The sequence below is a fragment of the Streptomyces sp. NPDC048106 genome, from assembly GCF_040706415.1.
Classification (GTDB): Bacteria; Actinomycetota; Actinomycetes; order Streptomycetales; family Streptomycetaceae; genus Streptomyces.
On record NZ_JBEZND010000020.1, the window covers coordinates 60,454 to 78,220 of the forward strand.

Below are 17,767 nucleotides of genomic sequence, written 5' to 3' on the forward strand. Positions count from 1 at the left end.
TGCGGTGCCTCCGAAGCCTGTCATGCGTCAACGGTACGTGAGCGTTACCACTTGGGGCAGGCCGTGGGCGCCGGGTTCCGGGGCGGCGGCCGGCGGGTGCGGGGCGCCGGGAGCGCCTCGGGCCTGTCGCGGATCCGGCCCGGTCGGCGGCTCCGGGCCCGTCAGCCGCAGCCGCAGGCCGACAGGGCCGTCGCCGTCTCGTCCAGGGCCGACTGGGCGGCCGTCGGGTCGGTCGTGCCGGAGGCCAGGAAGGCGAAGGCCAGCAGGCGGCCGTCCCGGTCCACGACCGTGCCCGCCAGGGTGTTGACGCCGGTCAGGGTGCCGGTCTTGGCGTGCACCAGGCCGGCGGCGCCGCCGGCGTACCGGGTGCTCAGCGTGCCGGTGAAGTGGGCGATGGGCAGGCCGGTGAGGACGGGGCGCAGGCCGGGGTGGTCGGGGGCGCCGGCCTTGACCAGGACGGCGGTCAGGAGGTCGGCCGTGAGCCGGTCGGCGCGGTCCAGACCGCTGCCGTCGTGGAAGGACGTGCCGGCCAGCGGCAGCCCCAGCTTCCGGAGCTGCCCGGCGATCGCCTTCGCGCCCCCGTCGAAACCGGCGGGCTGCCCGCTCGCGAGGGCCGTCTGCCGGGCGAGGGCCTCGGCGATGTCGTTGTCGCTGTTGGTCAGCATGCGTTCGACCAGGGCGGACAGCGGCGGCGAGGAGACGCTCGCGAGGGTCTCGGTGCGCCCCGTGGCCTTGGCCGGGCCGGGCCGGGAGGCGCTGACGCCGGCGGCCTTGAGGAAGCCCGCGAACTTCTGCGCCGTGTCCCGCGCCGGGTCGGCGACCCGGGGCGCGGGCCCGCTGGCGGAGTCGTCGGTACGGCCCTCGTCGGTCGTCAGGGCGCTGACCGGCGCGAGGTTCTCGTTGACCCCGATGGGGTGCAGGGCGGGGCCGGTGTAGAGCGTCGTGTCGTACGACAGCGTGACGCTGTGGATGCCGCGCCCCCGCAGCGCCTGTGCCGTCCGCGTGGCCAGTGTCCGCAGGCTCGCCCATCCGTCGGGCCTGGCGTGCGCCGTGAGGGTGGGGTCGCCGCCGCCGACGAGGACGAGTTCGTGCGTGCCGCCCCGGAGCACGGCGCGGGTGGTGAGGCGGTGGTCCGGGCCGAGCGCGTTCAGCGCGGCGGCGGCGGTGGCGAGCTTGGTCGTCGAGGCCGGCGTGAGCCCCTTGTCGGGGTCGACGCCGTACAGCCGCCTGCCGGTGGCCGCGTCGACCACCACCGCCGCATGACCGTCCCCGAGCGCGGGCGAGCCCAGGAGGGGCCCCAGGACGTCCGCCAGGGCCGTTCCCCCGGCCGCCGGGGCCTGCCGGGTGTCCACGGGGCTGCCGGCGGCGCCCAGGCCCGCCAGGACGGCCGGTGCGCTCGGCGCGGGCCGCAGCCCGCCCGCCGCCGGGCCCGGTCCGTGATCTGCGCCACGTGCGTGCTCCAGGGCGGTCGCACGGTCCCGCTCGGCCGTACGCTGACCCGTGGCGTCCCACGGACCCGACAGGGTCACCACGCCGGCGGCGAGCACCAGGCCGGCGGTGGCGGCGCCCGCGGTGTACTGCAAGGTGCTGAAGGTACGCGGACGGGGGAGGTCGGCGAGCAGCGGTCGTACCGTGGAAATCAGACGCGTGACCTGCGGTTTCGTCGTTCTCACGGCATGCGCGAGTCGCGGTCGTACGGCGCTCGCGATCCGCCTCACCCGCGGTCCCGCGGCCCGCCAAGGCCCGAGCTCCGGCATGACCACCAGCCCCTTTCGCGATCACACACCTGCGTGAGGGACACTTAATCACCAGAACTATGTGCTGATCATGAAGGAGCCACCGGTGGAGTTCGACGTCACGATCGAGATCCCGAAGGGTTCGCGCAACAAGTACGAGGTGGACCACGAGACCGGTCGGATCCGCCTGGACCGTCGCCTCTTCACCTCGACCGCCTACCCGACCGACTACGGCTTCGTCGAGAACACCCTCGGCGAGGACGGCGACCCGCTGGACGCGCTGGTCATCCTGGACGAGCCGACCTTCCCGGGCTGCCTGATCAAGTGCCGCGCGATCGGCATGTTCCGGATGACGGACGAGGCCGGCGGCGACGACAAGCTGCTGTGCGTGCCCGCCACCGACCCGCGCGTGGAGCACCTGCGGGACATCCACCACGTGTCGGAGTTCGACCGCCTGGAGATCCAGCACTTCTTCGAGGTCTACAAGGACCTGGAGCCCGGCAAGTCGGTCGAGGGCGCCAACTGGGTGGGCCGTGCGGACGCCGAGCAGGAGATCGAGCGGTCCTACAAGCGTTTCAAGGAGCAGGGCGGTCACTGACCCGCTGTTCACCCGACGGGCCGCACGCGATCGTGTGCGGCCCGTTTGCATGCCCGCACACGGTGCATGCGCATACTGAGGCCAGCGGAAGGTGTCGTTCAGGGACGGTGCGAGGTGACGGAGGCGGACGACCGCAAGCCCCGGTCGGACGAGGCGCGGTACGACCCGGAGATCACATCGGAGTTCGCCATCCCCAAGGGACTCGATGTCCCGAAGACGGTGAGCGAGCCGGAGACGACCTCCGAGTTCCAGGTGCCGCAGGGGCTTGTCACGCCGCAACCGCCGGGCGGGGAGCCCGAGGGGTCGGCGTTCAGCACACCGAGCGGCGTGGCCGCGTTCACGCCGGCCACCGGGGTGCCGCTGGTCAGCCTGATCAAGGACGCGCCCTGGCAGGACCGGATGCGCACCATGCTGCGCATGTCGGTGGCCGACCGGCCCGCGCCCGAGCCGGTGCAGCACGAGGAGGAGAGCGGCCCCGCCGTCCCGCGCGTGCTGGACCTGACGCTGCGTATCGGTGAGCTGCTGCTGGCGGGCGGCGAGGGCGCGGAGGACGTGGAGGCCGCGATGTTCGCGGTGTGCCGGTCCTACGGCCTGGACCGCTGCGAGCCCAACGTCACCTTCACCCTGCTGTCCATCTCGCACCAGCCGTCCCTGGTCGAGGACCCGGTGACGGCGTCGCGGACGGTACGGCGCCGGGGCACCGACTACACCCGCCTGGCGGCCGTCTTCCGCCTGGTGGACGACCTGACCGACCCCGAGACCCATGTCTCCCTGGAGGAGGCGTACCGGCGTCTCGCGGAGATCCGCCGCAACCGGCACCCCTATCCCGGCTGGGCGCTGACCCTGGCCAGCGGGCTGCTGGCGGGCGCCGCCTCGATGCTCGTCGGCGGCGATCTGATCGTGTTCTTCGCGGCGGCGGTCGGCGCGATGCTCGGCGACCGGCTGGCCTGGCTGTGCGCGGGGCGCGGGCTGCCGGAGTTCTACCAGTTCACGGTGGCCGCGATGCCGCCCGCGGCGATCGGGGTGGCGTTCGCGCTGGCCCACGTGGACGTGAAGGCGTCCGCGGTGATCACCGGTGGGCTCTTCGCGCTGCTGCCCGGGCGGGCGCTGGTGGCGGGCGTCCAGGACGGCCTGACGGGCTTCTACATCACCGCCTCGGCCCGCCTCCTGGAGGTCCTCTACTTCTTCGTGGGCATCGTCACCGGTGTGCTGCTCGTCCTGTACTTCGGCGTGAAGGTGGGCGGCAAACTCAACCCGGAGGCGGCGCTGCACATCTCCGCGCGGCCGCTGATCCAGATCACGGCCTCCATGCTGCTGTCACTGACCTTCGCGGTGCTGCTCCAGCAGGAACGGTCCACCGTGCTCTGGGTGACCCTCAACGGCGGCGTCGCCTGGAGCGTGTACGGCGCGATGCACTATGTCGCCGACATCTCGCCGGTGGCCTCCACGGCCGTCGCCGCGGGCCTGGTCGGGCTGTTCGGGCAGTTGCTGTCCCGCTACCGGTTCGCCTCCGCGCTGCCCTACACCACGGCGGCGATCGGTCCGCTGCTACCCGGTTCCGCCACCTACTTCGGGCTGCTGAACATGGCCCAGAACGAGGTGGACAAGGGGCTGGTGTCGCTGGCCAACGCGGCGTCGCTGGCCATGGCGATCGCGATCGGGGTCAATCTGGGGTCGGAGGTCTTCCGGCTGTTCCTGAGGGTGGGCTCCCCCGGGAAGCGGCGGGCGGCCAAGCGGACCAGGGGGTTCTGAGCCCCCTGGCTCACTGGTTGGGGTGGCCGTACGGGTACTGGTTCTGGTCCTGGTCCTGCTGCCCCGGGTACTGCCGCGGGTCGTGGTAGGGCTGCTGGTTCCAGTCCGGCTGCTGGGGCTGCTGGTGGTTCCAGTTCTGCTGCTGGTACTGCGGCTGCTGCGGCTGCTGCGGCTGCCGGCCGTAGCCGTGATTGCCGTAACCCTGGTCGCCGTACGCCTGGCCGCCGTAGCCCTGGTCGTACCCCTGCCCGCCGTACCCCTGCCCGCCGTACCCCTGCCCGCCGTACTCCTGCCCGTCGTACCCCTGCCCGCCGTGCTGCCGGCCCCCCTGCTGCTGCCCGTACCGCTCGTCCGGCTCGATGCGGCGCAGCCGGGTCGTGGCGTCGTCCATGAGGGGCGGCTGCTGCTGGTACCGGGGCGCCTCGGCGGGGCGGGGCTGCTCCTTCGGGGCCTTCTTGCTCTTGCCGCGGGCCCTGAGGTACTCGATCGCGAGCGGGACCACCGAGACGAGGACGATCAGGATGAGGATCGCCTCGATGTTGTTCTTGACGACGCCGATGTTGCCGAGCCAGGAGCCGAGCAGGGTGACGCCCGCGCCCCACAGGGAGCCGCCGATGACGTTGAAGATCAGGAAGGAGCGGTAGCGCATGCCGCTGACGCCCGCGATGATCGGCGTGAAGGTGCGCACCACCGGCACGAAGCGGGCCAGGATCAGCGACTTGGGGCCGTACTTCTCGAAGAACTCGTGCGCCTTGGTGACGTTCTCCTGTTTGAACAGGCGCGAGTCGGACCGGTTGAACAGGGACGGGCCGACCTTCTTGCCGAACATGTAGCCCGCCTGGTCGCCGAGGATCGCGGCGAGGCAGATCAGGGCGATCGCGCCCCACAGCGGGAAGTCCATCTGGTGGGACGTGATCAGCAGGCCGCAGGTGAACAGCAGCGAGTCGCCGGGCAGGAAGAAGCCGATCAGCAGGCCGGACTCGGCGAAGACTATGAGCAGCAGACCCCAGATGCTGTACGTGTCGAGCAGGTAGTTGGGATCGAGCCAGCTCGGGCCGAGGGCGAGTGTCATCACGGGTCCGGGCTCCTGAAGGGGGAGAAGGGGCGGCTACGGTGACCGGGTAGGGCCGCACAAAGCTATCAACGTGACGTGACCGCCCCGGGTTCCCCCGACGGACCCCGGGACGACGGGAAGAAAGCGGTGATCCATGGAACTCGACGACTACGGCGGCGGGCAGGGGCCCCAGACGGACGTACTGGTCGTGACGACGAACGACGTCCCGGGCCACCGGGTGGAGCGCGTGATCGGCGAGGTCTTCGGGCTCACCGTGCGCTCCCGGCATCTGGGCAGCCAGATCGGCGCCGGGCTGAAGTCGATGATCGGCGGCGAGCTGAAGGGGCTCACCAAGACTCTGGTGCAGACCCGCAACCAGGCCATGGAGCGCCTGGTGGAGCAGGCACGGGCGCGGGGCGCCAACGGGGTGCTGGCGTTCCGGTTCGACGTGACGGAGGCGGCGGACGTGGGCACCGAGGTGTGCGCGTACGGCACCGCGGTGGTGCTGGTCCGGGAGTGAGGTGACGCACGCCGGTCAGGAGGTCCGGCGGTCGGCGTTGGCCAGGATCGCGTCGTGCAGGTGTTCGGCGAGACCGGGGTGCATCGCGTCGTAGAACGCCTTGAAGCGCTCGTCGGCGAGGTACATCGCGGCGAGGCTCCGGTGCATCTCGTACGGGCATGCGTAGAACCACCGGCTGATGTGCCGCCGGTGCTCCTCGGCCATGCCGCGGGCGGCCTCCCCCGCCGGGGGCTCGCCGGCGGCCACCAGGCGGGCGTAGCGCTCGCTCCAGTCGTCCACCTCCGCCTGCATCCGCTTCCAGTCCTCCTTGCCGTAGGCGGCGGCGCGGCGCTGGGACTCGGCGTACTCTGCCGTGCCGCCCCAGCGGGCCTCCGCCTCCTCGGCGTACTGCTCGGGGTCCTTGTCCCCGAACACCTCGAACCGCTCCTCGGGTGTCAGCTTGATGCCCATCTCGCGTGCCTCCATGGCGTGTTCCACGGCCTCGGTCATCCGGCGCAGCTTCTCGATCCGGGCGGTCAGCAGGGCGTGCCGGCGGCGCAGGTGCGCGCGCGGGTCCGCGTCCGGGTCGTCGAGCAGCACCGCGATCTCGTCGAGCGGGAAGCCGAGCTCCCGGTAGAAGAGGATCCGCTGGAGCCGGTCGAGGTCGGCGTCGGTGTAGCGGCGGTGCCCCGCGTGGGTGCGCCCGCCGGGTACCAGGAGGCCGATCTCGTCGTAGTGGTGCAGGGTGCGCACCGTGACGCCGGCGAACCCCGCGACCTGTCCCACGGAGTAGCCCAACCGCCCGCTCCCTTCCGCTCGTTCGTCGGTACGACGGTCAGCCTGCGGCCTCACGCCACGTGAGGTGCAAGTCCGCGGCGTCCCTGATGCCGGGGCACGCGGGTCAGGGTAGGCGTCCGGGTCATTCCGGATGTCGGGGTGGTGCGGCCTTGCATAGGGTGGCGGCGAGGAGGCAGCCATGGCCCTGCACAAAGGTCCGCAGAAGCATCAGGAGCGGGTGTTGTCCGTCAACCCGTTCTTCGGGGAGGCGAACCCGGTCGCCGGTATGACCGAGGCCCCGCCCACGCACCGGCTTCCGGACGCCCCGATGTCCCCCACGACGGCGTACCAGCTCGTGCACGACGAACTGATGCTGGACGGCAACTCCCGGCTGAACCTGGCCACGTTCGTGAGCACCTGGATGGAGCCGCAGGCCGGGACGCTGATGGCGGAGTGCCGGGACAAGAACATGATCGACAAGGACGAGTACCCGCGCACCGCCGAGCTGGAGCGGCGCTGCGTGGCGATGCTCGCGGACCTGTGGAACGCGCCGGACCCGGCGGCCGCGGTGGGCTGTTCGACCACGGGGTCGAGCGAGGCGTGCATGCTGGCCGGGATGGCGCTGAAGCGCCGCTGGACGCAGCGCAACGCCGACCGGTATCCGGGCGCCCGGCCCAACCTGGTGATGGGGGTCAATGTCCAGGTGTGCTGGGAGAAGTTCTGCAACTTCTGGGAGGTGGAGGCGCGGCAGGTGCCCATGGAGGGCGACCGCTTCCATCTGGACCCGCGGGCGGCGGCCGAGCTGTGCGACGAGAACACCATCGGGGTCGTCGGCATCCTCGGCTCGACCTTCGACGGTTCCTACGAGCCGATCGCCGACCTGTGCGCGGCCCTGGACGCCTTGCAGGAGCGCACCGGCCTGGACATCCCGGTGCATGTGGACGGGGCGTCCGGCGCGATGGTGGCCCCGTTCCTGGACGAGGACCTGGTGTGGGACTTCCGGCTGCCCCGCGTGGCCTCCATCAACACCTCGGGGCACAAGTACGGGCTGGTGTACCCGGGCGTCGGCTGGGCCCTGTGGCGGGACGCGGAGGCGCTGCCCGAGGAGTTGGTCTTCCGGGTCAACTACCTGGGCGGCGACATGCCGACCTTCGCCCTCAACTTCTCCCGCCCCGGCGCCCAGGTCGTCGCGCAGTACTACTCCTTCCTGCGCCTCGGCCGCGAGGGCTACCGCGCGGTCCAGCAGTCCACCCGTGACGTGGCCCGCTCCCTGGCCGACCGCATCGAGGCCCTCGGCGACTTCCGCCTGCTGACCCGCGGCGACCAGCTCCCGGTGTTCGCCTTCACCACGGCCGGCCATGTCACGGCGTACGACGTCTTCGACGTCTCCCGCCGCATGCGCGAGAGCGGCTGGCTGCTCCCCGCCTACACCTTCCCCGCCAACCGCGAGGACCTCTCCGTCCTCCGCGTCGTCTGCCGCAACGGCTTCTCGCACGACCTGGCCGACCTCTTCCTGGCCGACCTGACCCGCCTCCTGCCGGAGCTGCGCCGCCAGCCCCATCCGCTGACCCACGACAGGGAGGCGGCGACGAGCTTCCACCATTAGGGCCACTCTCTCGGACGCCTCGGCGGTCAGCCCGCCGAGCGGTCCAGGGCCACCAGTTCGAACGCGGTCCTGCCGTCGAGGGACTCGCGGAGGATGTCGGCGTGGCCGGCGTGGCGGGCGGTCTCGCGGATCAGGTGGAGGCAGAGCCAGCGGAGGGAGACGCGGCCCTCCGGCGGGAACCAGGGGTCCGGCGGGAGGGGGAAGGTGTCGTCCAGGCTGGGGGCGGAGCGGATGAACTTCTCGGTCCCGGCGGCGACCTGCTCCCAGTAGGCCAGCCGGGAGGCCACCGTCTCCTCGCCGACCAGCTGGAAGCTCTCGTGCCAGTTGGACTCGTCCCGCCGCACCGCCGGCGGCTCCTGCCTGGCCCGCGCGAGCCAGGTCTCCTCGACCTCGGCGACATGCTTGAGCAGCCCGCCCAGCGACAGCTCGCTCGCGCTCGGCCGGGTGCGGGCCTGCTCCTCGGTCAGCCCGAGCACCGCCCGGCGGATCCCCCCGCGCTGCTCCTCGATGAACGCGAGCAGCGCTCCCCGCTCGTCGCCCTTCGCCTCCGCGGACACATGCGTGACCATGACCGGCCGCCTCTCCCTCGGTTCGCCGGGGCGTCCGCCCCGACACCGGAAAAGCTACGGGCCCTTTAGGTCAGATCGTGTCCTAAAGGGCCCGGCGGGCATCAGGCGAAAATCAGGGGGACGGGCAGGGCTCAGAACGGGAAGCCGCTGCGCCCGTGCTGGACCGAGATCCACTTGACCGTGGTGAACGCCTCCAGCGTGGTCTCACCGTTGAGCCGGCCGACCCCGGAGTGCTTCTCGCCGCCGAACGGCACGATCGGCTCGTCGTGCACGGTGCCGTCGTTCACGTGGAACATGCCGGTGTCGATCCGCTGGGCGAAGGCGACGCCCCGCTCGATGTTCCCGGTGTGGACGGCGCCGCTGAGGCCGTACGGAGTGTCGTTGACGAGCCGCACCGCCTCCTCCTCGCCGTCGAACGGGACGAGGAAGACGACCGGCCCGAACACCTCCTGCTGGAGCAGCGGGGAGTCGGCCGGGACCCCGGTGAGCACCGAGGGCTCGACCAGGTTGTCGGTCGTACCGCCGTGCACCAGGGCCGTCGCGCCCTCCGCGAGCGCCTGCTCGACCACGCCCGAAACGGCGTTCGCCTGCGCGGAGTTGATCACCGGGCCGATGACGGTCTCCGGGTCGCGCGGGTCGCCCACCTTGAGCGTGCGCACCTTGGCGACGAACTTCTCGGTGAACTCGTCGGCGACCGACCGGTCCACGAGGACCCGGTTGGCGGCCATGCAGACCTGCCCCTGGTGCACGAACCGGCTGAAGACCGCCGCGTCCACCGCGTAGTCGAGGTCGGCGTCGTCCAGCACCACCAGCGCGCTGTTGCCGCCCAGTTCGAGCACCGAGCGCTTGAAGTTGGCGGCGCAGACGGTGGCGACGTGCCGGCCCACCTGGTCGGAGCCGGTGAAGGAGATGACCTTCGGGACGGGGTGCTCGATGAACGCGTCGCCGATCTCGGCGATGTCGGTGACGACGACGTTGAGCAGCCCGCCGGGAAGCCCGGCGTCCTCGAAGAGCCGGGCGATCAGCGTGCCGCCGGCGATCGGGGTGTTCTGGTGCGGCTTGAGCACCACGGCGTTGCCGAGCGCGAGCGCCGGGGCCACGGACTTCAGCGACAGCAGGAAGGGGAAGTTGAAGGGGCTGATCACGCCCACGACGCCCACCGGCACCCGGTAGACGCGGTTCTCCTTGCCCTCACCCGGGGACGGCAGGATCCTGCCCTCGGGGCGCAGCGCCAGGTGGATGGACTCGCGCAGGAACTCCTTGGCGAGGTGCAGCTCGAAGCCGGCCTTCACCCGGGTGCCGCCGAGCTCCGCGATGATCAGGTCGGCTATCTCCTGCTCGCGGTCCTCCACGAGTCTCAGCACCCGCTCGAACACCGCGCGCCGGGCGTACGGGTTGGTGTCGGCCCATGCCTTCTGGGCGCGCGCGGCGGCCTGGTAGGCCTGGTCGACCTCCTCGACGGTGGCCACCGTGATCGAGGCCAGCTTCTCGTTGTCGTAGGGGTTGAAGTCGATGACGTCCCAGGAACCGCTGCCCGGTCGCCATTCGCCGTCGATGTACTGCTGGGCAAGGTCGCTGAAGTAGGACGACATGTGATCCCTCAATCACTAGCGGAGCCGGATCCCGGCCACGGTCTGAGTCTGATCATGCGTCATACTACTTGTCAGTTAAGAGAGTTGAAGCAGTCCCCGCAGAAGATCGCGGCTCTCGTCGGGGCCCGGGCTGTCCTGCTGCAACTCCTTCAGCGCCTGCTCGTACTGGGCCACGTCCTCGCGCTTGTCGAGGTACAGGGCACTGGTCAGCTGCTCCAGGTAGACGACGTCGGAGAGGTCGGACTCGGGGAAGCTGAGGATGGTGAAGGCACCGCTCTCGCCGGAGTGCCCGCCGAAGCTGAACGGCATCACCTGGAGCCGCACGTTGGGCCGCTCGGAGACGTCGATGAGGTGCTGGAGCTGGCCGCGCATCACCCCGCGGTCGCCGTAGGGGCGGCGCAGGGCGGCCTCGTCCAGGACGATGTGGAACTCGGGGGCGTTGTCGGAGAACAGGTACTTCTGGCGCTCCAGGCGCAGCGCGACCCGCCGTTCGACGTCCTCGGTGCTCGCGCCCTTCATGCCGCGCCGGACCACCGCGCGGGCGTACTCCTCGGTCTGGAGCAGACCGTGCACGAACTGCACCTCGTAGACGCGGATCAGCGCGGCGGCGCCCTCCAGGCCCACGTAGGTGGGGAACCAGTTGGGCAGGACGTCGCTGTAGCTGTGCCACCAGCCCGCCACGTTGGCCTCGCGGGCGAGGGACAGCAGCGACTGGCGCTCCGCCTCGTCCGTGATGCCGTACAGCGTCAGCAGGTCTTCGACGTCCCTCGTCTTGAAGCTCACCCGGCCCAGCTCCATCCGGCTGATCTTCGACTCGGACGCCCGGATCGAATACCCCGCCGCCTCGCGCGTGATCCCCCGAGCTTCACGCAGTCGCCTGAGTTGCGAGCCGAGCAGCATCCGCCGCACCACCGATCCGGGCTCTCCCGCGCTCACGTTCGCCAGCCTCCCCAACCGTCTTCAGGGCCCGAAGTCTGCCACTAAAACGCTCCAGGCAGTACTCGTTCGATTACGGAAACGGAGAGCGCGGGGCCGTTCGCGGCAGGCGGGAAAGGGGCGGAGGACCGGACCACTGGCGGGGACCGTCATGAAGGTGGCAGAAAAAATGGCCAAGAAGCGGTACGGGACTGTCCATTTCGGTCGCGTGCACGTGCATCTGCCCTTGCATCTGCTCTTCCCATCCGAAACCATGGTGGCGCGCCACCGCTGCATCGCAACGACCGCGAATTCCCGGGAGTGCCTCGCATGGGGACGAATGGATCGACCATGCTCAAGCCGTTACGGCAGGGCCTTCCGCCGTTGGACCCCGCGGCCGTGTCCAGTGCCGCGTCCTGCGCTCTGCCGGCGCGGTACGAAGCGGTGCGCGAGGCGCGGCGATTCACCCGGGACACCCTCGACCAGTGGGGCGTGGGCGACCGCTTCGACGACATCTGTCTGGTCGTCTCCGAACTGGTCACCAACGCGCTGCGGCACGCGCTGCCCGGCGAGCACGCGGGTCCGGACGAGCACACCGCGCCGGTACGGCTGCACCTGATGCGGTGGGCCGAGCGGCTGGTCTGCGCGGTGCGCGACCCGAGCCACGAGACGCCGGTACCGCGGGACTCCGACGACTTCGCCGCCGAGTCCGGCCGGGGCCTCTTCCTGGTCGACTCCTTCGCGGACGGCTGGGGCTGGCATCCGCTGGCCGGGCCGCTGGAGGGGAAGCTCGTCTGGGCCATGTTCCGCGTGAACCCGCCGGCCTGACCTCCCGGCGCCGTCGGGCTGCCCGTCTACGCGCGTCACTCCATCCCGGTCACCCGGCCGGTCCCAGACCCGTCGCCCTCCGGCCGGACCGCCGGAGGGCGACGTCAGCTCGCGATCAGGTGGTCGAACTCGCCGTCCTTGACCCCGAGCAGCATCGCCTCTATCTCGGCGCGCGTGTAGACCAGCGCCGGCCCGTCCGGGAAGCGTGAGTTGCGTACGGCCACATCACCGCCCGGCAACCGCGCGAACTCCACGCACGACCCCTGCGAGTTGCTGTGCCTGCTCTTCTGCCAGGCCACTCCGTCCAGCTGCGTGGCAGCCATGCCGTTGTACACGTCGTACCCCCCGAACACGCCGTCAACGTCGCGGTCCACAGGTCGCTCCCCGGTGGTGCACTGGCTGGTGAGGCCATAGATGCGGTGGTCAACTGACCTGGATCATAACCCCCACGTCACGTGCAACTGCACGAGCAAATGCACGTGCACGCGGGGTGTTCTCTCGGTTACAGCCTTGACGCGCGCTTTACCTGACGATGTGCGGCCGTATGCCGCCGTTTCACCGAAGCCGTTCAGCGTCTGCCCCGAAGCGGGCAGTACACGCCAAGTAAGAGACGCGTTCCGGGCCCTTACTGTTCCAGCGTCCGGGCTCCACGCCGATTTTCGGTCCCGGACAGGGAAGTCCCGGCTCGTGGAAGTCCCCCGGCGACGGCGGCTGATAGCTTGCTGCGGGCCGTCCGGCCGAGGGCGGCGGACGGACGCTACAGCTTGGGGAGCCTGACGTGACTTCGGCGACTGCTTCGACCAGTACACGGGTGCGGATCGCGGCCCTGGCCGCGGGGCTGGCGGGCGCTCTGGCGCTGACGGCGTGCGGCGGCGGTGGCGGCGACAGCGCCGGCGACCAGCACTTGACGACCCCGTCGAACACGGCGACCGCCGACCCCGCGCCGTCCTCGACCGCGGGCGGCTCCGGCGTGAGCGGCGCCTCCGACAAGCTCCAGGGCAGCTGGCTGGCCACCAACGGCGGCACCATCGTGGCCCTGGTGATCACCGGCAAGCAGGCCGGGATCTTCGCGACCGGCGGGACGGTGTGCAGCGGCACCGCGGGCACCGAGTCCGGCATGCAGATGATCCACCTGACCTGCGCGAAGGGCGGCAAGGACCGCACCACCGGGATGGTCGACTCGGTCGACGGCACCTCCATGAAGGTGACCTGGTCGGGCAAGGTGGGCCAGGAGACGTACACCAAGGCGGAGGGCGGCAAGCTGCCGTCCGGGCTGCCGACCGCCGCGGCGCAGTGACACGTCTTTCACTACGGTGACGCCTCTTTCACTACGGTGACGCCCCATTCGCCGCGGTGACGCTCCTTTCAGCGCGGCGACGCCCCTTTCGCCGAGGTGCGTTTTCGCCGGGAAGCACCTGAAGCGGTGATTTGCGAGGGGCGCGCGAACGGGGTGGTCGTCCAGGCGCGATGATGCTGGGGCACCGTCACGACCTCGATGGGACTGCTCATGCGCGCCATTCCGCTCACCGTCACCGCCGTTGCCGCCGCCCTGCTGCTGACCGCCTGCAACGGCGGGGGGAGCGGCGGCAGCGGCGGCAAGGACAGCTCGGCCTGCCGGCTCGGCGGCGGGGTGTCCCTCCAGGTCGGGGCGGCGAGCGTGGCACCGGCGGCGGGTGACGCCGGCGAGGTGCCGGTCAGCATCACCAACCAGAGCAAGACCTGCACGCTGGCGAACTTCCCCGGCGTCACCCTGAGCGAGGACGGCGTGAGCGCGAAGCTGCCCGCGCAGAAGGGCGCGAACGCGCAGACGCTGAAGCTCGCCAAGGGCGACGCCGCGACCTTCACCATCGGCTACGTGCGCGGCAAGGACGGAGACGCCACCAGCCTCGCGGCCACCGAGCTGAAGATCACCCTGCCGGGCGGCGACACGGTGCAGAGCTTCCCCTGGAAGTACGGCCCGATCGCCGGCCAGGGCGCCCGGACCAAGCCGAACGCCTCCGTCAGCACCTTCCAGCAGGCCGGCGACTGACTTCCGGGAGCATCCGGGCCGCGCCTCACTCCAGCCGTGGCCGCGCCCTGACCTGGGCTCGGTCCGCGGCGGCCGCGCCCTCCGTCCAGCCCGCCGCGTCACTCACCCCGCGCAGCCGGGTGGTGGTGGTCTCCGGGAACATCCGCTCCAGTCGGCCGGCGACGGCCGTCTCCCGCGTGGCCAGCACCGGCAGCAGATCCTGGGTGACCTGACTCTCGGCGGCGGCCGCGAGCCGGGCGCCGACCCGGTGGGCGTAGGCGGCGAGGAAGGACTGCCGGAAGGTCTTGGTGCGCTTGCGTCCGGCGGCCCGCTGGCCCGCCTCGGCCCTGGTCATGGCGTGCGTGGCCTGCACCAGCAGCGAGGTGTAGAGGAGTTCGACCGCCTCCAGGTCCCCCTCGAAGCCGACGACGGTGGAGAAGCAGAACGGTTCGTTCCACACCGCGCGGCAGTGGTTGGCGGTGGCCACGGCGTCCAGCAGCACGGCCTTGGCCTGTTCGTAGGGCGGCTCGACGCCTATCCGGCAGGCGCCGGGCGCGTCCGGCGCGGGCGCCGCGGCGGCCAGCAACGCCTCGTCCACGCTGTGCCGGGCCATCAGCTCCTGCGCCTTGGCGGTCAGCGCCTCGGCCTCCTCCGGGTAGCCGGTCGCCTCGGCCTTGGCGAGCAGCGCGCGGATGCGGCCGAGCAGCCGGGCGGCGGCGGGGTCGTGGGCGCGGCGGGTCTCCTCCTCCAGGGGTTCGAGGGAGGGCAGGCGCAGCAGCAGGCGGTACAGCTCCAGAACGGCGGAGGCATGGGAGAAGCGGTCGGCTCCGCGCGCGGGTCCCTCGGGCAGCTCGGCGAACTGGGCGGTCCAGCGGCGCCCGCGCGGCCGGTCCCGGCCGGACTGCGCCCGGATCAGCGCGGCGGCCAGGTGTGCGTGCGACGGCTCCAGCTCGCGCCGCACCAGCCGTATGACGTCGGCGGGCTGCCAGCCGCGCCGCCACGCGGTCGCCACGAACTCCTCGCCCCGCAGGGCGAGTTCGGCGTCCGCGGCGGGGTCGGCGGCGAGCAGGGAGGCGCCCGTGTCGAGGCCGGTGTCGGTGTCGTCGTAGAGCGCGGCCCTGAAGGCCCGCTCGACCGTGCTGGCAGAACTGGTCACACCGCCGATCGTGCCATGCCCCGCCGACAGCACGCCCGGCGCTGTCCACAGCCTGTGGATAAAACTCCGGACCTGCGCCGCGCGGAGTCCGGCCGAACTTCGGCGGACTGTCAACCGTTGGTTGACACTGCCCAGGGCGCAACCTACGGTTGACACATGGCGACCAATCCGAACATCACGGCTTCCGTGCGCCTCGACGACCTCATCGAGGCCATCAAGAAGGTTCATCCCGAACCCCTCGACCAGCTACAGGGCGCGGTGATCGCGGCCGATCACCTCGGCGACGTGGCGGACCATCTGATCGGGCACTTCGTGGACCAGGCCCGCCGTTCCGGCGCGTCCTGGACCGAGATCGGCAAGAGCATGGGCGTGACCCGGCAGGCGGCCCAGAAGCGGTTCGTGCCGAAGGAGTCCGCCGACCTCGACCCCTCCCAGGCCTTCAGCCGTTACACCCCCCGCGCGCGGAACGTGGTGATGGCCGCGCACAACGAGGCGGTGGCCGCCCACACTCCGGAGGGCCGCCCCGAGCACCTGGTCCTCGGGCTGCTGTCCGAGCCGGAGGGCCTCGCCGCGAAGGCGATCACCGCGCAGGACGTCCCGCTGGACGCCGTACGCCAGGCCGCGACCGCCGCGCTGCCGCCCGCGGCCGAACAGGTCCCCGACCTCATCCCCTACGGCCCCGAGGCCAAGAAGGTCCTCGAACTCACCTTCCGCGAGGCCCTCCGGCTCGGGCACAACTACATCGGCACCGAGCACCTCCTGCTGGCCCTGCTGGAGCACGAGAACGGCGCGGGCGTCCTCAGCGGGCTCGGCATCACCAAGCCCGCGGCCGAGGAGTACCTGGCCAAGGTCCTCGCGCTGCTCCTGGAGAAGCACTCGGAAACCCCCACCGAGGACTGAAACCGCAGGTCACGGCGATTGTCAGTGCCGCCTGCCACACTCACGTCATGGCCGACCGGTGGGCACTCGCTCCGGCCGAGGACGGTGGCGTGGACGTCGCCCCCCTCGGCCCGGACGGGCTGCCCGCCGGACCGGTGCGGCGGGAGCGGGATCCCGCCGGGGCGGTGCGGAGCCGCCCGGAGGTGACGCGTTGGGTGTGGCGGTCGACCGCCGACGTCTACCCGCGTCTGCTCGCCACGGGGGTGCGAGTGGAGCGGTGCTACGACATCGAGGTCGCCGAGACCCTCCTGCTGGGCCACGAGGGGCGGTACGGCGAACCACGCTCGGCCGCCGCCGCCCTGGCCCGCCTCCGGGGCGGCCCCGTACCCCCCGACCCACCCCAGCGGGCGGCCGCACCGGGCGCCCAGTCCCCGCTGTTCGAACCCACCGGCACCCAGCTCCCCCTGGCCGACCTCCTCACCGTCTACGCGGAGCAGCAGCGACGGCACGAGAAGACGGCCGACCCCGGCCGGATGCGGCTGCTGACCGCCGCCGAGTCGGCCGGCACGCTGGTGGCCGCCGAGATGAACCACTCCGGGCTGCCCTGGAGCGCCGAGGTCCACCGCGAGCTCCTGCGCGACCTGCTCGGCGAGCGGTACGCGGGCGGGGGCGAGCCGCGCCGCCTCGCGGAACTGGCGGACGAGGTCTCCGCCGCGTTCGGCCGCCGGGTCCGTCCCGACCTGCCAGCCGACGTGGTCAAGGCCTTCGCGGAGGCCGGGATCAAGGTGAGGTCCACCCGCCGCTGGGAGATCCAGTCCCTCGACCACCCGGCCGTCGCCCCGCTCCTCGCGTACAAGAGGCTGTACCGCATCTGGGTGGCCCACGGCTGGTCCTGGCTCCAGGACTGGGTGCGCGAGGGCCGCTTCCGCCCGGAGTTCCAGGCCGGCGGTACGGTCACCGGGCGCTGGGTGACCCACGGCGGGGGCGCCCTGCAGATCCCCAAGGTGATCCGCCGGGCCGTGGTCGCCGACCCCGGCTGGCGGCTGGTGGTGGCCGACGCCGACCAGATGGAGCCGCGGGTGCTGGCCGCGATCTCCCGTGACCCCGGCCTGATGGAGGTCGCGGGCCGCGAGAGCGACCTCTACCAGGCGGTCTCCGACCGCGCCTTCTCCGGCGACCGCGACCAGGCCAAACTGGCCGTGCTCGGCGCGGTCTACGGCCAGACCTCCGGTGACGGCCTGAAGAACCTCGCCGCGCTGCGCCGCCGCTTCCCGAAGGCCGTCGCCTACGTCGACGACGCGGCGCGGGCGGGTGAGGAGGGCCGGCTGGTGCGCACCTGGCTGGGCCGCACCTGCCCGCCGGCCGCGGGCTCCGCCGAGGACGCGGCGGAGGAGGCGGGCATCCCCATGGAGCTCGGGGAGGACGAAGGAGAGTCCCCGGCCGGCGGCCAGGCGGCCTGGGTTCCGGGCTACGCCTCGGCCAACTCCCGCGCGCGGGGCCGTTTCGCGCGCAACTTCGTCGTCCAGGGCAGCGCCGCCGACTGGGCCCTGCTGCTGCTCGCCGCGCTGCGCCAGGCCTGCGCCGGCCTCCGGGCCGAGCTGGTCTTCTTCCAGCACGACGAGGTGATCGTGCACTGCCCCGCCGAGGAGGCCGGCCTCGTCGTGGCGGCCATCCGCGACGCGGCCGCCCTCGCCGGCCGGCTGACCTTCGGCGAGACGCCGGTGCGGTTCCCGTTCACGACGGCGGTGGTGGAGTGTTATGCGGACGCCAAGTAGGCCGGCGCGCGCGACCGGCGCGG

General features: G+C 71.8%; 17 protein-coding genes. 9 read left to right on the forward strand and 8 right to left on the reverse strand.

What is annotated here, in order from left to right; all coding sequences use genetic code 11:
- Nucleotides 1–161 precede the first annotated feature (161 nt).
- Complete coding sequence (gene dacB, locus AB0927_RS21185; protein WP_366669205.1) at nucleotides 162–1,757, reverse strand: D-alanyl-D-alanine carboxypeptidase/D-alanyl-D-alanine-endopeptidase; 1,596 nt, start codon at nucleotides 1,755–1,757, stop codon at nucleotides 162–164.
- A gap of 85 nt (nucleotides 1,758–1,842) precedes the next feature.
- Here dacB and AB0927_RS21190 point away from each other — a divergent pair, with 85 nt between their 5' ends.
- Nucleotides 1,843–2,334, forward strand: a complete 492-nt coding sequence (locus AB0927_RS21190; RefSeq protein WP_070022518.1) for an inorganic diphosphatase — start codon at nucleotides 1,843–1,845, stop codon at nucleotides 2,332–2,334.
- Nucleotides 2,335–2,448: 114 nt separating this feature from the next.
- A complete protein-coding gene (locus tag AB0927_RS21195; protein ID WP_366669206.1) occupies nucleotides 2,449–4,086 on the forward strand; it encodes a threonine/serine exporter family protein in 1,638 nt (545 codons plus the stop codon).
- Between the two features lie 10 nt (nucleotides 4,087–4,096).
- Here AB0927_RS21195 and AB0927_RS21200 read toward each other — a convergent pair whose 3' ends face one another.
- Nucleotides 4,097–5,161 (reverse strand): VTT domain-containing protein, encoded by a 1,065-nt coding sequence (locus tag AB0927_RS21200; protein WP_366669207.1) that lies wholly within the window; start codon nucleotides 5,159–5,161, stop codon nucleotides 4,097–4,099.
- Between the two features lie 133 nt (nucleotides 5,162–5,294).
- Here AB0927_RS21200 and AB0927_RS21205 point away from each other — a divergent pair, with 133 nt between their 5' ends.
- Nucleotides 5,295–5,660 (forward strand): YbjQ family protein, encoded by a 366-nt coding sequence (locus AB0927_RS21205; protein ID WP_366669208.1) that lies wholly within the window; start codon nucleotides 5,295–5,297, stop codon nucleotides 5,658–5,660.
- Between the two features lie 15 nt (nucleotides 5,661–5,675).
- Here AB0927_RS21205 and AB0927_RS21210 read toward each other — a convergent pair whose 3' ends face one another.
- On the reverse strand, nucleotides 5,676–6,437 hold the full coding sequence (locus AB0927_RS21210) for a MerR family transcriptional regulator (protein WP_366669209.1): 762 nt from the start codon (nucleotides 6,435–6,437) through the stop codon (nucleotides 5,676–5,678).
- 178 nt (nucleotides 6,438–6,615) lie between these two features.
- Between AB0927_RS21210 and AB0927_RS21215 the strand changes: the two genes are divergently transcribed.
- Nucleotides 6,616–8,022 carry a glutamate decarboxylase gene (locus AB0927_RS21215; protein WP_366669210.1) on the forward strand — a complete coding sequence of 469 codons (1,407 nt, stop codon included), beginning with the start codon at nucleotides 6,616–6,618 and terminating at the stop codon, nucleotides 8,020–8,022.
- A gap of 26 nt (nucleotides 8,023–8,048) precedes the next feature.
- On the opposite strand, the gene AB0927_RS21220 is transcribed toward AB0927_RS21215, so the two are convergent.
- From AB0927_RS21220 to AB0927_RS21230, 3 genes are all read right to left on the reverse strand, one after another.
- Entirely contained in the window at nucleotides 8,049–8,591 is a 543-nt protein-coding gene (locus AB0927_RS21220; protein WP_366669211.1) for a DinB family protein, read from the reverse strand.
- A gap of 131 nt (nucleotides 8,592–8,722) precedes the next feature.
- A complete protein-coding gene (locus AB0927_RS21225; RefSeq protein ID WP_366669212.1) occupies nucleotides 8,723–10,183 on the reverse strand; it encodes an aldehyde dehydrogenase family protein in 1,461 nt (486 codons plus the stop codon).
- A 75-nt stretch (nucleotides 10,184–10,258) separates the two neighbouring features.
- Nucleotides 10,259–11,083, reverse strand: a complete 825-nt coding sequence (locus AB0927_RS21230; RefSeq protein ID WP_366669263.1) for a helix-turn-helix transcriptional regulator — start codon at nucleotides 11,081–11,083, stop codon at nucleotides 10,259–10,261.
- A 345-nt stretch (nucleotides 11,084–11,428) separates the two neighbouring features.
- Between AB0927_RS21230 and AB0927_RS21235 the strand changes: the two genes are divergently transcribed.
- Entirely contained in the window at nucleotides 11,429–11,926 is a 498-nt protein-coding gene (locus tag AB0927_RS21235; RefSeq protein WP_366669213.1) for an ATP-binding protein, read from the forward strand.
- Between the two features lie 104 nt (nucleotides 11,927–12,030).
- Here the strand turns inward: AB0927_RS21235 and AB0927_RS21240 are convergent, their stop codons facing one another.
- Nucleotides 12,031–12,300, reverse strand: a complete 270-nt coding sequence (locus tag AB0927_RS21240) for a DUF397 domain-containing protein (protein ID WP_366669214.1) — start codon at nucleotides 12,298–12,300, stop codon at nucleotides 12,031–12,033.
- Between the two features lie 404 nt (nucleotides 12,301–12,704).
- Between AB0927_RS21240 and AB0927_RS21245 the strand changes: the two genes are divergently transcribed.
- Nucleotides 12,705–13,223 (forward strand): hypothetical protein, encoded by a 519-nt coding sequence (locus AB0927_RS21245; protein WP_366669215.1) that lies wholly within the window; start codon nucleotides 12,705–12,707, stop codon nucleotides 13,221–13,223.
- 210 nt (nucleotides 13,224–13,433) lie between these two features.
- Complete coding sequence (locus tag AB0927_RS21250) at nucleotides 13,434–13,955, forward strand: DUF4232 domain-containing protein (RefSeq protein WP_366669264.1); 522 nt, start codon at nucleotides 13,434–13,436, stop codon at nucleotides 13,953–13,955.
- A gap of 25 nt (nucleotides 13,956–13,980) precedes the next feature.
- Here the strand turns inward: AB0927_RS21250 and AB0927_RS21255 are convergent, their stop codons facing one another.
- On the reverse strand, nucleotides 13,981–15,090 hold the full coding sequence (locus AB0927_RS21255) for a DUF2786 domain-containing protein (RefSeq protein ID WP_366669217.1): 1,110 nt from the start codon (nucleotides 15,088–15,090) through the stop codon (nucleotides 13,981–13,983).
- Between the two features lie 156 nt (nucleotides 15,091–15,246).
- Here AB0927_RS21255 and AB0927_RS21260 point away from each other — a divergent pair, with 156 nt between their 5' ends.
- Together AB0927_RS21260 and AB0927_RS21265 are read left to right on the forward strand one after the other, a co-directional pair.
- Complete coding sequence (locus AB0927_RS21260) at nucleotides 15,247–15,990, forward strand: Clp protease N-terminal domain-containing protein (protein WP_366669218.1); 744 nt, start codon at nucleotides 15,247–15,249, stop codon at nucleotides 15,988–15,990.
- 47 nt (nucleotides 15,991–16,037) lie between these two features.
- Entirely contained in the window at nucleotides 16,038–17,744 is a 1,707-nt protein-coding gene (locus AB0927_RS21265) for a bifunctional 3'-5' exonuclease/DNA polymerase (RefSeq protein WP_366669219.1), read from the forward strand.
- Nucleotides 17,745–17,767 lie beyond the last annotated feature (23 nt).

Excerpts from the sequence above, each read along its gene's own strand:
- AB0927_RS21225 (WP_366669212.1), bottom strand. The coding sequence starts at position 10,183 with ATGTCGTCCTACTTCAGCGACCTTGCCCAGCAGTACATCGACGGCGAA.
- AB0927_RS21220 (WP_366669211.1), bottom strand. The coding sequence starts at position 8,591 with ATGGTCACGCATGTGTCCGCGGAGGCGAAGGGCGACGAGCGGGGAGCG.
- AB0927_RS21265 (WP_366669219.1), top strand. The coding sequence starts at position 16,038 with ATGGCCGACCGGTGGGCACTCGCTCCGGCCGAGGACGGTGGCGTGGAC.
- AB0927_RS21235 (WP_366669213.1), top strand. The coding sequence starts at position 11,429 with ATGGGGACGAATGGATCGACCATGCTCAAGCCGTTACGGCAGGGCCTT.
- AB0927_RS21230 (WP_366669263.1), bottom strand. The coding sequence starts at position 11,083 with ATGCTGCTCGGCTCGCAACTCAGGCGACTGCGTGAAGCTCGGGGGATC.
- AB0927_RS21205 (WP_366669208.1), top strand. The coding sequence starts at position 5,295 with ATGGAACTCGACGACTACGGCGGCGGGCAGGGGCCCCAGACGGACGTA.
- AB0927_RS21215 (WP_366669210.1), top strand. The coding sequence starts at position 6,616 with ATGGCCCTGCACAAAGGTCCGCAGAAGCATCAGGAGCGGGTGTTGTCC.
- AB0927_RS21260 (WP_366669218.1), top strand. The coding sequence starts at position 15,247 with ATGGCGACCAATCCGAACATCACGGCTTCCGTGCGCCTCGACGACCTC.
- AB0927_RS21250 (WP_366669264.1), top strand. The coding sequence starts at position 13,434 with ATGCGCGCCATTCCGCTCACCGTCACCGCCGTTGCCGCCGCCCTGCTG.
- dacB (WP_366669205.1), bottom strand. The coding sequence starts at position 1,757 with ATGCCGGAGCTCGGGCCTTGGCGGGCCGCGGGACCGCGGGTGAGGCGG.